At 60.7% G+C, this 13,447-nt stretch carries 9 protein-coding genes and 1 pseudogene; 4 read left to right on the top strand and 6 right to left on the bottom strand.

The window, feature by feature from the left end; translation table 11 throughout:
* Positions 1–46: 46 nt before the first annotated feature.
* Positions 47–1,000, bottom strand: a complete 954-nt coding sequence (locus tag PSH73_RS02875; protein WP_198817307.1) for a LysR substrate-binding domain-containing protein — start codon at positions 998–1,000, stop codon at positions 47–49.
* Positions 1,000–1,848 carry an EamA family transporter gene (locus PSH73_RS02870; RefSeq protein ID WP_305461885.1) on the bottom strand — a complete coding sequence of 283 codons (849 nt, stop codon included), beginning with the start codon at positions 1,846–1,848 and terminating at the stop codon, positions 1,000–1,002. Before PSH73_RS02870 ends, PSH73_RS02875 begins: the two co-directional genes overlap by 1 nt.
* Positions 1,849–2,061: 213 nt before the next feature.
* Here PSH73_RS02870 and PSH73_RS02865 point away from each other — a divergent pair, with 213 nt between their 5' ends.
* Entirely contained in the window at positions 2,062–3,405 is a 1,344-nt protein-coding gene (locus tag PSH73_RS02865; protein ID WP_120731453.1) for an MATE family efflux transporter, read from the top strand.
* Positions 3,406–3,523: 118 nt separating this feature from the next.
* Positions 3,524–5,017, top strand: coding sequence for a M91 family zinc metallopeptidase (locus PSH73_RS02860; protein ID WP_305461883.1), 1,494 nt, complete (start codon positions 3,524–3,526; stop codon positions 5,015–5,017).
* A 4-nt stretch (positions 5,018–5,021) separates the two neighbouring features.
* Here PSH73_RS02860 and speA read toward each other — a convergent pair whose 3' ends face one another.
* The 4 genes from speA to PSH73_RS02840 all read right to left on the bottom strand — a co-directional run bounded on the left by speA (position 5,022) and on the right by PSH73_RS02840 (position 9,293).
* The gene (gene speA / locus PSH73_RS02855; protein WP_029297633.1) at positions 5,022–6,935 is read right to left on the bottom strand and encodes an arginine decarboxylase; all 1,914 of its coding nucleotides are present in this window, start codon (positions 6,933–6,935) and stop codon (positions 5,022–5,024) included.
* Between the two features lie 196 nt (positions 6,936–7,131).
* Complete coding sequence (locus tag PSH73_RS02850; protein ID WP_029297635.1) at positions 7,132–7,503, bottom strand: translation initiation factor Sui1; 372 nt, start codon at positions 7,501–7,503, stop codon at positions 7,132–7,134.
* Positions 7,504–7,685: 182 nt separating this feature from the next.
* Positions 7,686–8,222, bottom strand: a complete 537-nt coding sequence (locus PSH73_RS02845; protein ID WP_057437578.1) for an NUDIX hydrolase — start codon at positions 8,220–8,222, stop codon at positions 7,686–7,688.
* A gap of 3 nt (positions 8,223–8,225) precedes the next feature.
* Positions 8,226–9,293 carry a DUF2333 family protein gene (locus PSH73_RS02840; RefSeq protein WP_057958214.1) on the bottom strand — a complete coding sequence of 356 codons (1,068 nt, stop codon included), beginning with the start codon at positions 9,291–9,293 and terminating at the stop codon, positions 8,226–8,228.
* 274 nt (positions 9,294–9,567) lie between these two features.
* Between PSH73_RS02840 and PSH73_RS02835 the strand changes: the two genes are divergently transcribed.
* Entirely contained in the window at positions 9,568–11,238 is a 1,671-nt protein-coding gene (locus tag PSH73_RS02835) for a PleD family two-component system response regulator (protein WP_198791912.1), read from the top strand.
* A 1,506-nt stretch (positions 11,239–12,744) separates the two neighbouring features.
* Positions 12,745–13,254: pseudogene (locus tag PSH73_RS26915) on the top strand (methyl-accepting chemotaxis protein); the annotation flags it as partial.
* Between the last annotated feature and the right edge of the window lie 193 nt (positions 13,255–13,447).

Raw genomic sequence — 13,447 nt, 5'->3', positions numbered from 1 at the left:
ACGGAGGGCGATTTGGTTCTGTGTACAGACCAAGTCAGGTCAAACCCTACCTCTGAAATGCTCCAGCGCCCGCTATTTGCGGATGCCTCGCCCCAACCTCCCGCAGAAACTCACCCGCGCTGAGCTTGAGCCACTCAATCAACCGGGCGATGGCCGGCTCGGACTGTCGACCCTTGCGGCAAATAATGTAATACGCCGCCGGCGACATCATCACCGGGCTGCTCAAGGCAACCAATCCCCCCTCTTCCAACTGGTCATATACCAACGCCGTCCTGCCCAGTGCGATCCCAGCCCCCTTGAGCGCAAGGCTTATAGCCAGGCTCGAATCCGGAAACCGAGGCCCAGGGTGATACGGGGGGGCCGCCACCCCCTGGAACGCAAACCAACTCTCCCACCCCGGACAGATCTGATCATCCGCCCGGTGAATCAATGGGTACCGGGCGATATCCTTCGGCGCAATATCGCCATGCTCGCGATAAAACGCCGGCGAACATACGGGAAACACCGCATCGCGCATCAGCAACTCGACATGATGCTCCGGATAGTCCCCGCCCCCTATGACTACTGCGACATCAAATTGATGAGCACCCAGGCTGGCAGGGCTCATATCTGCGCTGGTCAGCACCACGTCAAGATTGAACGAGGCGTCAGTATGCGAGCCATGCACTCTGGGAATCAGCCAGGTCGAACAGAGTGAAGAGGTGCACGAGAGGTACAACGGTTGGGCTTCGCGCGGATTGAGAACCTGCAACGCCGCCTCCAGCCCTTTGAAAAACCCATCAGTGACCGGCAACAAGGCGTGCCCTGCCGACGTCAGCTTGACGCCACGTGAGTGCCGCTCAAACAACTGCACGCCCCACCACTCTTCCAGGCCCGCAATTTGATGGCTGATGGCACTGGCGGTGAGGTTAAGCTCAGATGCCGCACGCGCGAAACTGCCCGTTTGCGCGGCGCTGACAAAAGCCTGAAGCATCGCAGTCGGTGGAGGACGCTGAGCCATCAAGTGCTCACTTTGATCAGGATGATCCCGCAAACAATGACGCACGCCGAGAGCATCCGTCGCCAGCCGAACCGTTCATGAAAGAACAGCGCGGCAATAATGGCGCCGATAATAACACTGGTTTCCCGCAGCGCTGAGACCTTGGCCACCGCGTCCAGCGACAGCGCGAACAACACCAGGCCGTAGGATGCCAGGTAAAAAACACCCCCCAAGACACCCACTCGCCAATGACTGCCAATGGTTTGGACAAGTGCCGCACGCTCCTTGCAAAACGCCAGCAGCGGGATAGGAATGCTCTGGAACACCGTCAGGTAAATAATGTATTGCAGCACCGTTTCACTGGCTCTCACACCCTTGGCGTCCACCACTGTGTAGGACGCAATAAACACTCCAGCGCCCACCGCCATCAGGATCGGCTTGAGCATGTGCGCGGTCATCCTGCGTACAAATGTCAGGCTGATGATCCCCAGGCAAATCAACAACACCCCTGCCATCGCCTGGAACGACAGTTGCTCATGCAGCAGAAAGTAGGAAAACAACGCCACCAGCACCGGCGGCACACCGCGCATCACCGGGTAGACCTGACCGAAGTCGCCCGTCTCATAGGCCTTGATCAGAAACAGGCGATAGACCGTATTCAATATCACCGAGAGCAGTACATAACCCCAGACTTGCAGGCTCGGCACATTGACCAGCGGCAGCGCCGCCAGGCAGATCACCAGCGCCGTGCCATCGACGATGGCCAGGGTCATGAAGCGGCTGCTGCCGGTTCGGACAACAGCGTTCCAGGTGGCGTGCATGAAGGCGGAGATCAGGACCAGGGTGATCGCGATATCGGAGTTATCCATGGGGTTTGGCTGTTCTGAGGAGAAGGCGGGTATTTAACTCAGCCTCGCGTGCTGGCCAGAAGCGAAAGCTCATCAGCGCAGCCATGAGCCTTCATCATGCCGACATTGCCACCCACAACGCTGGGACCTGCTGTGGCTGGCTTGCCTGCTCCCACATTGGGTCTGCGATGCTGCCCAGGCAGCGTTACAATGCCGCTCCCCCAAGGAGCCCGCATGTCCACCTTACTCACCGACTGGCGTCATCGCCCCACTCACCGCCGTGTCTGGGCCCTGGCCGCGCCGATGATTCTGTCGAATATTTCGGTACCGCTGGTGGCGCTGGTGGACAGCATGGTCATCGGCCATCTGCCCCACGCCCACCAATTGGGCGCCGTGGCCGTAGGGGCCAGCCTGTATACCTTCCTGGCCTGGGCCATGGGCTTTCTGCGCATGGGCACCACCGGGTTTGCCGCCCAGGCCGCCGGGCGCAATGATGGCGCGGCGCTGCGGCAAATCCTGCTGCAAGGTCTGCTGCTGGCACTGGGGTTGGCAATGGTGCTCGGCACGGTGGGCATTCCCCTGAGCCACCTGGCGCTGGAGTGGATGCAGCCCTCCGCCGAGTTGAATCAACTGACCCGCGAGTTCTTCCACACCCGCCTGTTCGGCCTGCCCGCCGCCCTGGCTACCTATGCCTTGGTGGGCTGGTTCCTGGGCACGCAAAACGCCCGGGCGCCGCTGGCGATTCTGTTGACCACTAACCTGGTGAATATCGCCCTGAACCTGTGGTTTGTGCTGGGCCTGGACTGGGGCGTAGTCGGTTCGGCGCGGGCCTCGGTGATTGCCGAATGGACCGGCGCCCTGCTCGGCCTGGCCCTCACGCAAAAAGCCCTGCGCGCCTACCCTGGGCATATCGCCTGGGCGGCGCTCAAGGTCTGGCAAAGCTGGCGCGCGCTGCTGGCGGTCAACCGCGACATCTTTATCCGCAGCCTGGCGCTGCAGTCGGTGTTTTTCATGATCACGGTGCAAGGTGCGCGGTTGGGCGATGCCACCGTCGCGGCCAATGCCCTGCTACTCAACGGGCTGTTGCTGACCGCCCATGCCCTGGATGGCTTGGCCCACGCGGTAGAAGCGCTGTGCGGCCACGCCATCGGCGCCCATGACCGCCAGGCCCTGCGCCGCTCACTGGTGGTCGCTTGCGGTTGGTCGCTGATCGCCAGTCTCGGCTTCGCCCTGCTGTTTACCTTCGGCGGGCACCTGTTTATCGCCATGCAGACCGATATCCCCAGCGTGCGCGCAACCGCCGATCTCTACCTGCCGTACCTTGCGGTACTGCCGTTGATTGCGGTGTGGAGTTACTTGTTGGACGGTTTGTTTATCGGCGCGACCCGTGCGCGGGAGATGCGCAATGGCATGCTGCTGACGGTGCTGATTATGCTGCCGCTTGCCTGGGCGCTGCAGGGTTTGGGTAACCACGGGCTGTGGATAACGTTCCTGCTGTTTATGGCGGTGCGCAGTCTGACGTTGTGGGCGATTGCGTGGCGACTGAACAAACAGGACCGCTGGCTCGGCCAACCCTGAGAACGCGGGCTATCTGTTGATTGTTACAAAACAGCTTGGCTGTTTTTCGGGGAGCAGACCACAGAGCATTTACACCTTCGAGGTCAAACATCACCTCTCATCCAAGGTAGGTCTGTGAATGAATATACTCCCGACACCAGCAACCACAGCCCCCCTTTCACCACGCGTCACTCCACCGGCGGAACCGGCCGGCACCCCTCATATCAGCGTTTTAGCGGATGACGGAAACACCAAGATCCAGCAGATTTCAACCTATAAAACAGACCCTCAAGGCAAGCGTGTGCCCGATGTCAGCAGAGTGCTGATTACCACCTCCGACCGGGCTGACAACGTCAGTATTACCGTAGGCGCAAACCACCAGCTCAACGCGCGTATCAATGGTAAAGACTACAAACTCCCACTGACAGCAAACAACAACGCGCACTCACTGAGGATCAACACTGCTGGAGGCAATGACCGTATTACCGTCGACAAGTACGTCAACATCGAAATGCACATAAACAGCGGCGACGGTGATGACGATATTGTTTCAAATGGGCGAGTGGGGACCGTGATCGGTGGAAAAGGAAACGATCACATACGCCTGGGCACCGGCGATATGGCGGTAACTGGCGGTGATGGCGACGACACAATTACTGCCGGCACGGGCAACGCTGCGATATCGGGAGGAAAAGGAAACGATCACCTGTACGCAGGCTTTGGTCCTGCCAACAGAGTGTTATTCCTCAACGGCGACAGGGGAGATGACCATCTTTATGCTGGGCCTGGCAAGGTTGTACTAAACGGGGGAAGGGGCAATGACACACTGAGTGGTTATTACCGGACTACTTTTTATAGCGGCGAGGGCGCCGACACCATTAACTCTTATGATAAAAACGATAAGATCTATGCCAAGTCTACCGACACAATTAACAACCAAGGCAACTCTAAAATCATCCCTGTTACATATTCCGAGAGCGGTAGAAAAGGCCTGGTAATAAAAGGTACAGAACAATTCATAGAACAGACGGAAGATGTTATAGACCGACTAAGAGCCTCACCAGCGGGTCAAAAAGCACTCGAAGCCATGGATCAATTTGTTGAAGACGGGCATAGGCCTATCGTCCTTACCGAATCGCACACCCCAGGCTTTAGCGCCTACGGATTCAGGAATGAGTACACCTCAAACGCTGAACTCAGGAAAGACCCTTTCCGCCCTGAGTTTGGTTATATAAAAGACAACAAACCGGGTTCAGTTTCGACCCAGCCCGAAATCGTTTTCGAACCCGCTGACTTTGACCAGACCTTTTCCATCTCCCCGGAGATTACGCTCCATCATGAACTCGCTCACGCGTTCAATGGAGCCACAGGGACGGGCATACCTGGCAAACAAATCCTGAAGGACGCTAATGGAGCCCCCCTCCTCAGAGGCGGAGTGCCGAGAACCGTAAACAACGAGGAATACCAAGTGGTTGGAATTCCCACGGATGCCACGCCTTTCGACTTTGACAATAACCCCAACACTCCAGCGACCAACGTCAACCCTTATCCCTTCACGGAAAACGCCCTCCGTGAGGAAATGGGCGTTCCGCTGCGCGACCGTTATGACGTGGATGAGGCGCCGCGCATCTGATACGTCAGGAAGACAGGTACGAGGAGCGGGTCAGGCCCAGGCGCAAAGCATCCAGGAACTGCGTACGCTCCGCCGCCGTGATCTTCGCGCTGGCGCACTTGTCACGGTAGTGGGTCATCAACTCCTCCGGCGACAAGTGCACGTAGCGCAGCATGTCTTCGATGGTGTCGTGGGTCTCGATCCCGGCGCTGTAGACCGTGCCGTCGTCGCGCTGGTAGATGTTCACCGAGTCGGTGTCACCGAACAGGTTGTGCATGTCCCCGAGGATTTCCTGGTAGGCGCCCACCAGGAAGATGCCCAGCAGGTAATCTTCGCCTTCGTTCAAACCGTGCACCGGCAAGCTGGTCTCGATGCTCTGCTCGTCGACGTATTGCTTGATCTTGCCGTCGGAGTCACAGGTCAGGTCTTGCAGTACTGCACGGCGCAGCGGCTCTTCGTCGAGGCGATGCAGCGGCAGAATCGGCAGTACCTGGCCGATGGCCCAGGTGTCCGGCAGGCTCTGGAATACCGAGAAGTTGCAGATGTACTTGTCGGCCAGCTTGTCATTGAGTTCGTCCAGCACCTGGCGGTGCGAGCGCTGGCGGGCCTTGAGCGAGTTGTGCAGGCGGCGGCACACGGCGAAGTAGCACTGTTCGGCCAGGGCTTTTTCCGCGAGGGTCAGTTTGCCGTCGGCGTACTGGGCGGCCACGTCGCTCATGTAGTGGGTGGCGCGCCAGTAGGTTTCGGTGACCATTTCAATGTCGGTCGGGCCCAGCAGGTCAACCAGCCATTGCACGGTTTCCGGCAGGCTTTCCTTGTTCTCGATCACCGGCACGTCGTCGTTGTGTTTCTCGACGTCGGTGACTTGCACCACCAGCATGGCGTGGTGAGCGGTCAGGGAGCGGCCGCTTTCGGAGAAGATGTTGGGGTGCGGCAGGTTCTGCGCGTCGCAGAACTCCTTGAGCATGCCCACCACCACGCCGGCGTAGTCGTCCATGTCGTAGTTGATCGAACTGGCGTTGCGCGAGTGGGTACCGTCGTAGTCCACGCCCAGGCCGCCGCCGACGTCGATGTGGTCCACCGGCAGGCCAAGGTTGCGCAGTTCACCGTAGTAACGGATGGCTTCCTTGAACCCGTGCTGGTAGTCCGCCAGGTTGGCGATCTGCGAGCCCATATGGAAGTGCAACAGGCGGATGCCCTGGTCCAGGCCGGCGGCGCGGAAGCGCTCGACCACCGACAGCAACTGCGCCGCCGACAGGCCGAACTTGGACTTCTCGCCACCGGTGTCTGCCCACTTGCTCGACGCCAGGGACGACAGGCGCACCCGCAGGCCGACCTGTGGCTTGACCTTGAGGTTGGCGGCTTCTTCGATCACCAGGCCCACTTCGGACTCTTTCTCGATCACGATAAACACGTTGTGGCCCAGCTTCTGGCCCATCAGCGCCAGGCGGATGAACTCACGGTCCTTGTAACCGTTGCAGACGATGGTGCCGCCTTTCGGTGCCAGGGCCAGCACCGCCAGAAGCTCAGGCTTGGAGCCGGCTTCCAGGCCGATGGACACGTCCTGGGTGGCGATGATGTTCTCGATCACCGCTTCCTGCTGGTTGACCTTGATCGGGTACAGCGCGGTGTATTTGCTCTGGTATTCCAGGCGCTCGATATTCGCGTCGAAGGCGCCGGTCAGCTGGCGCACGCGGTCTTGCAGGATATCCGGGAAGCGCACCAGCAACGGCAGGGACAGGCCGCTTTTGCGCAGCTCGTCCACTTGCTCGTACAAGTCGATGGGCGAGCTGTTCGGGCCGTTCGGACGGACTTCAACGCGACCGGCATCATTGATCGCGAAATATCCGGCCCCCCAATGGCGAATCCCGTAAACACTGCGGCTGTCCGCAACTGTCCATTGGCTGCCATCGTCTTTGCGTGTGCGTCGTACGGACATCGAAGTCCCCTATATAAAGTCGAAGAGCGCCACCCAAGTCAGAGGCTGGCGCAGTCTAAAGAGTGAAAATGACGATTTGCCTGTGAGAGAGGTAGACCCCGCTCGCAGGACAGAGTTTAGACACCGGTCAGGAACAGGCTCTGTGAAACCATGGAGACGACGAGCGCGCTCGTCGGTGCGGGTTTCACAGAGGCTGCTAGCCGCCGGATTTCTTCGCCTTGTAACCGAGCTTGATCAACTCGGCCAACAGCAACTCGACGTGATCGCCCTGGATTTCGATGATCCCGTCTTTCAGGGCGCCACCGGTGCCACAGCGCTTTTTCAGCACGGTGGCCAACTCCTTGAGTGGCTCGGCCGCCAGAGGCACGCCGGTGATGGTGGTCACCGTCTTGCCGCCACGGCCCTTGCTCTCGCGGCGTACGCGGGCAATACCGTCACCTTCGGGAATCAGGGTCTGTTTGCAGGTACAGGCGTCCACGGGCTGGCGACAGTCCGGGCAATGCCGACCTGCGTCGGTGGAAAACACCAGGCCACCAAGGGCGGCGAAGGATGCGGCTTTTTTGGCCACCGGCAATCCTCTTGGGAGGATGAAGACTGATCAGTGCCCGTCAACCGGCCACCAACCGCGAAGCCCCACTCAGGCAGGGGCAGCGCTACCGAACCGCCAAGGCAGTTCGGCTTGAAAAGTCGCGCAGTGTAACGGCAAAAAGCCTACTTGCTAAGAGCCAAATGGCGCCAATTTATGCAACTTTAGCGACGCGCCGCCAGATAGCGTTTTAAGGCGGCCAGGGAGTCGGGGCAATAGGACTTTTGCTCGATATCGGCCAGGACTGCCTCAATGGACATAAAACGCGCTTCCAGCACCTCTTCGGGCTGCAGCTGCAGCGGCCCATCCCAGACCGCAGAAAACGCCGAGCACCAGAGCCGGTTACCCGTATCCTCGAAAAAGAAGTGGTCGTGGGCGGTCAGTTCTACACCGCTGACGCCCAATTCTTCTGCCAGCTCACGGGCGGCCGACTGCTCGTAGGTCTCGCCAGCCCCGACCATGCCGCCCGCCGCCACGTCCCAATAACCGGGATAGATGGCTTTGCTCAGGGTGCGCCGGTGCACGCACAGTTCACCCTTTGAGTTAAACAGCATGATGTAGGTGCCGCGCCCGATCAGCCCGCGCTCGCGCAGGTCAGCACGCACCAGGGCGCCGAGCAGGTTGTCCTGCTCGTCGACCCAGGCGATGTGTTCGGCATCCGAGGCCGCGCGGTGCGCGACCTCCTTGGCGCTATCGACCATGACTCAACCCTGGTTCAGCAGTTGACGCAAGTCGATCACCGCCGCGTTGGCGCGGGAGATGTAGTTGGCCATCACCAGCGAGTGGTTGGCCAATACGCCATAGCCGCTGCCATTGAGGATCATCGGGCTCCACAGGGTTTCCTGGGACGCCTCCAGCTCACGAATGATCTGGCGCACGCTGACGGTGGCGTTTTTCTTGGCCAGCACGTCGGCAAAGTCGACTTCGATGGCGCGCAACAGGTGGGACAGGGCCCAGGCCTGGCCGCGGGCCTCGTAGAACACGTTGTCGATCTGCATCCATGGGGTTTCCACCACTTCTTCATCGAGCTGCGGCACTTCGCCCGGCGCCAGCGTTTCGGTTTTCAGCGCGGTATTGAGCTTGACCCGGCCGACACTGGCCGACAGGCGCTGCGACAACGAACCGAGGCGGGTAGCAACATCGCCCAGCCAGTTGTTCAGGTTGTCGGCACGCGCGTAGAACAACGCGCCTTTCTGGTTGGGGTCGGAGAGACGCGCCTGATAGCGGTTCAGGGAGTTGATGCCTTCCTGGTACTCCGATTCGCTGGAGGGCAGCACCCAGCTCTTGTTGTCGAAGTTAAAGCGCGGCTCGGCCTTGGCCAGGTCGGCGTCTTCGGCCGATTGCGATTGCGAGCGGGCGAAGTCCTTGCGCAGGGCACGGGTCAGGTCACGCACCTGCACCAGCACGCCATATTCCCAGCTGGGCATATTGTCCATCCACAACCCAGGCGGGAAGCGGTCATTGGAAATATAACCGCCAGGCTTGTTCAGCAGGGTACCCACCACGGTCTTGACGGTTTCGACAGTGGTAAAGCCGAGCACCATTTGTTTGCCGTCTTTTTCGGCGGCAATTTGCGCATTTTGCTGGACCGGGAACAACGCCGGCTCCTGGCTCCAATACCAGCCCAGGCCACCGGTGACCAACAGGTAAATCACCACCAGGGTCATCAGGGCACGGCTCATCAACAGATTACGAAAATAGCTGCGGGAGGCCGACTTGGGCGCAGGGCTTGGGCCTGGGGCGCTGCCTGCACGGTTTTTCCAGTCCAGCATGGCGGATATCCTTTCAGTCACTTGAGTTCAATAGCTACGACCACAACCCTACCCCATCGTGCCCGTCGGTGCGGGGCTTTTAATCAAGGTGGCGTAAAGCTGGCACTCAACTATAAAGGATGGGCGCCGATGCGCCTACGCGACCCAAGGGTCAGCAAATGAATCCACAGGACGCTGCAGTTAATTGACGTATGACACTCGTGCGAATGAAAAGAGGTGCTAGCATAGAGCCACCAGTCGACCTCAGCATGCACCCTTACCTAGTAGTCAGGATATGACCGAGCCAGAAGACCCCAGTCGTGAGCGTCTCAAGCACCACTTTGCCCAGCGGGTAATTCATCAGGCGCGTCAAATTCTTGAGATCTGGCAGCGTTTACAGCGCAGCGAATGGTCGAACGCCGAATTGAATGAACTCAGCGAGGCCAATCTGCGCCTGCTGCGTTTTGCCGAACGCTTCGAACAACCCGAGCATGGCCAACTGGCCCGGCACATCATCGAGTCGCTTAAAGCCGTGGACGAAAACCGCGGCCGCCTGAGCAGCCACCTGATCACCGACCTCAACCGTTTGATGCAGCGCCTGTCGCGGACCGGCCTGCGTCAGGGCGACCAGCTGGACCAGACCTTCCTGCCGCCGATGCGCAAGCCGATCTACGTGATGCTCGCCGATCACGACCGCGCCGAGCGCCTGGCCAAGCAGCTGGAATTCTTTGGTTTGAGTTCGCAGTCCCTGGACAGCGTGGCCGCCTTCCGTTCGTCCATGGCCGAACGCCTGCCGGCGGCGATTGTGATGGACGTGGACTTCTGTGGCGCCGGCCTGGGCCTGAAATTGGCCGCCGAAGCCCAGGAAGGCCTGGAGCAGAAACTGCCGCTGCTGTTCTTCAGCCTGCACGAAACCGACACCCCCACCCGCCTGGCCGCCGTGCGCGCCGGTGGCCAGGAGTTCCTTACCGGGACCCTGGAGGCGTCGAGCCTGCTGGAAAAAATCGAGGTGCTGACCTGCGTCGCCCAGTACGAACCCTATAAAGTGTTGATCATCGACGACTCCCGCGCCCAGGCGATGCACACCGAACGCCTGCTCAACAGCGCCGGGATCGTCACCCGCACCCTGATCGAGCCGATCCAGGCCATGGCCGAGCTGGCGGACTTCCAGCCCGACCTGATCATCCTCGACATGTATATGCCAGCCTGTACCGGCACCGAGTTGGCCAAGGTGATCCGCCACAATGACCGCTATGTCAGCGTGCCGATCATTTATCTGTCGGCCGAAGATGATCTGGATAAACAGCTGGACGCCATGAGCGAAGGCGGCGACGACTTCCTCACCAAGCCGATCAAGCCGCGCCACCTGATCACCACCGTGCGCAACCGCGCCGCCCGCGCCCGCCACCTCAAGGCGCGGATGGTGCGCGACAGCCTGACCGGCCTGTACAACCACACCCATATCCTGCAACTGCTGGAAGACTGCAGCTTCCGCTCGCGCCGCGAGAACAAGCCGTTGAGCTTTGCCATGCTCGACATTGACCACTTCAAGCGGGTCAACGACAGCCACGGCCACCCCATGGGCGACCGCGTGATCAAGAGCCTGGCGCTGTTTCTCAAGCAGCGCCTGCGCAAGACCGACTACATCGGCCGTTACGGCGGCGAAGAATTCGCCATCGTGATGCCCGACACCGACCTGGACGCCGCTTGCAAAGTGCTCGATGAAATCCGTGGGCGCTTTGCCGAAATCCACTACCCGGCCCAGCCCCAGGACTTGTGGTGCACCTTCAGCGCCGGAGTGGTCGAGCTGTGCGACGGCTCCGACAGCCTGATGATGGCCGCCCAGGCCGACGAAGCGCTGTACCGCGCCAAGGACGCCGGGCGCAATCGCGTGCACGCCGCAGGCACGTCAAGGCAAAGTGCCACCTTTTCATCGGATTCCACTCAGTCCGTCATAACACTGTAACGAAAACGCAATAACTTCAGGCACTTATTCTTCCGCCGTTGGTTGAAACCACGCATGCGCCTGAAGCTGCTGACAAATCTCAATACCCTTCTGCTGGTCGCCGTTTGCCTGGCCCTGGGCGCTACGCTCTGGTGGTCGCAACGGGCGCTTGAACGCCCTTATGTGCTGATGGAGCGCTATCTGGGCCTGTCCCAAGCCTTCCAGAACCAGACCGCGCGCAATATCGACGACTATTTGGCCAGCGGCGATGCCTTGCGCCTGAGCGCTGCCGGCCAGAGCCTGGAAAGCCTGGCGCTGAACCTGGACGAACTGCCGCCTGAGCTGAGCGAAAAATTGCGCCCCGGCTTGCTGGACCTTGAGGGTTTCAGCAAGACCGACCTGCTGGCCGCCGGCAAGCTGGCCGGCGACCCACAAGCCTTGCTGCTGCAAGCCGAGCGGGAGCTGGGGGCCAATCTGGAGCAACTGAGCCAGTACGCCATCGGCGTCAGCTCACCGGACGCGGCGCGTTATCTACCACCGCTGCTCGCCGCTGCGCAGCATCTGGGCCGGCTATCCCTGGCGCGAGACAAACTGGTGAGCAGTGGGCGCAGCGAACTGGCGGCCGATGTGGAGCGTGAACTGGCCAACATCCGCAGCCAGGCGGACTTGATTGAGCAGCTACCGCTGTTGGGCGTGACCGCCAGCAGCGCCTCCAACAGCGATGATTTCTCGGCGCTGATGGGCCTGGAAAGCAGCGAAACCACGGTCGCCGAAGACACCGGCGTGGGCCTCAAGCGCGAGCTCAACAGCCTGCTCATGCGCTACCCTTCCGAACTGGCGCGGACCCGCGAGCAAATCCAGAAACGTACCGAACTGGCCGCCGCCACCCACCTGAAAATCAACACCGTGCAGCACGCCATTGCTGCGCTGGAGCCCGAAGTGCGCGCCCAGCACGCTCGAATCCAGGGCGAAGTGCGGGTGATCCAGGGCGTAATGATTGGCCTGATCCTGATGATCGCCCTGCTCATCGACACCCTGCAACGGCGCCTGGCGCGGGTGCTGACCAGCCTGGCGCCGGCCCTGTCGACCTGGGCCGAGGGCGACTTCAGCCAGGAGATCGCCCTGGGTGCAACCAACCGTGAACTGCATGATATTGAAGCCTCGCTCAATCGCCTGCGGACTTACCTGGTGAACCTGGTGGGCACTATTCGCGCAAATGCCGAGCAAGTGGCCGGCAGCAGCCGCGCCCTGGCCGAACTGAGCGGCGGCCTGCATGACGGCGCCGAACGCCAGGCCGGGGACACTGCGCAAATCCGTGATTCATTGGGCGAGTTGGAGGCCACTATCCAGCAGGTCGCGGGTGACGCCAGCCAGGCCGCCGGGGCCAGCCGCAGCGCCGGCGAGGCCGTAGAGCATGGCCAGCGGGTGATCGGCTTGAGCCTGACCGGCCTGCACGCGCTGGTGGGCGAAGTGCAGGGCAATGCGCAAATGATCGAGAAACTCGCCGAAGAGTCCGCGACCATTGGCAACGTGCTCACGGTGATCCGCTCGATTGCCGAGCAGACCAATCTGCTGGCGCTCAACGCCGCCATCGAAGCCGCCCGCGCCGGTGAGGCCGGGCGTGGGTTTGCCGTGGTCGCCGACGAAGTACGCTCCCTGGCCCAGCGCACGGCGGGCGCCACCGCCGAGATCCAGACCTTGATCGCCGGCCTGCAAACCGCAGCACGGCAATCGGTGGAAGGCATGCGCGCCCAGGTCGAACACGCCGAAGCCACCGCCCAGCAAGCCGAAGCGGCCGACGGCGCACTGGACGAAATCGTCGGCGCGATCCAGACCATTTCCGACACAGCCATCCGGATTGCCGATGTAACGGCCCAGCAGAGCGGCGCGGTCAGTGAGATCCGCGATAATAGCGAGCGCATCCACCAGTTGGGTGAGGACAACCTGCTGCGCATTGGCCAAGGCCGCCGCCAGGGCGAGCATCTGTTGGTGCTCGGCGGGCAGCTCAACACGGCCGTGCAGGCATTTCGCGTCTGATTCCATCCTCCAAATCAGACGGACATCAAAAATGTGGGAGCGGGCTTGCTCGCGAATGCGGTGTATCAGTCAACCTATCCATCACTGACCCACCGCATTCGCGAGCAAGCCCGCTCCCACATTTGATCTCCTGTGTACTCTCAACCGTGTTACCAATGACCGGATCCAAGGCCCTAGTCACAAATTTTGCGCA

Origin of the sequence: Pseudomonas sp. FP2294 (assembly GCF_030687625.1) — a bacterium.
GTDB classification, from domain to species: domain Bacteria; phylum Pseudomonadota; class Gammaproteobacteria; order Pseudomonadales; family Pseudomonadaceae; genus Aquipseudomonas; species Aquipseudomonas shahriarae.
The sequence above is the reverse complement of the archived record's forward strand: the minus strand, read 5'-3'. Positions and strand labels throughout refer to the sequence as shown.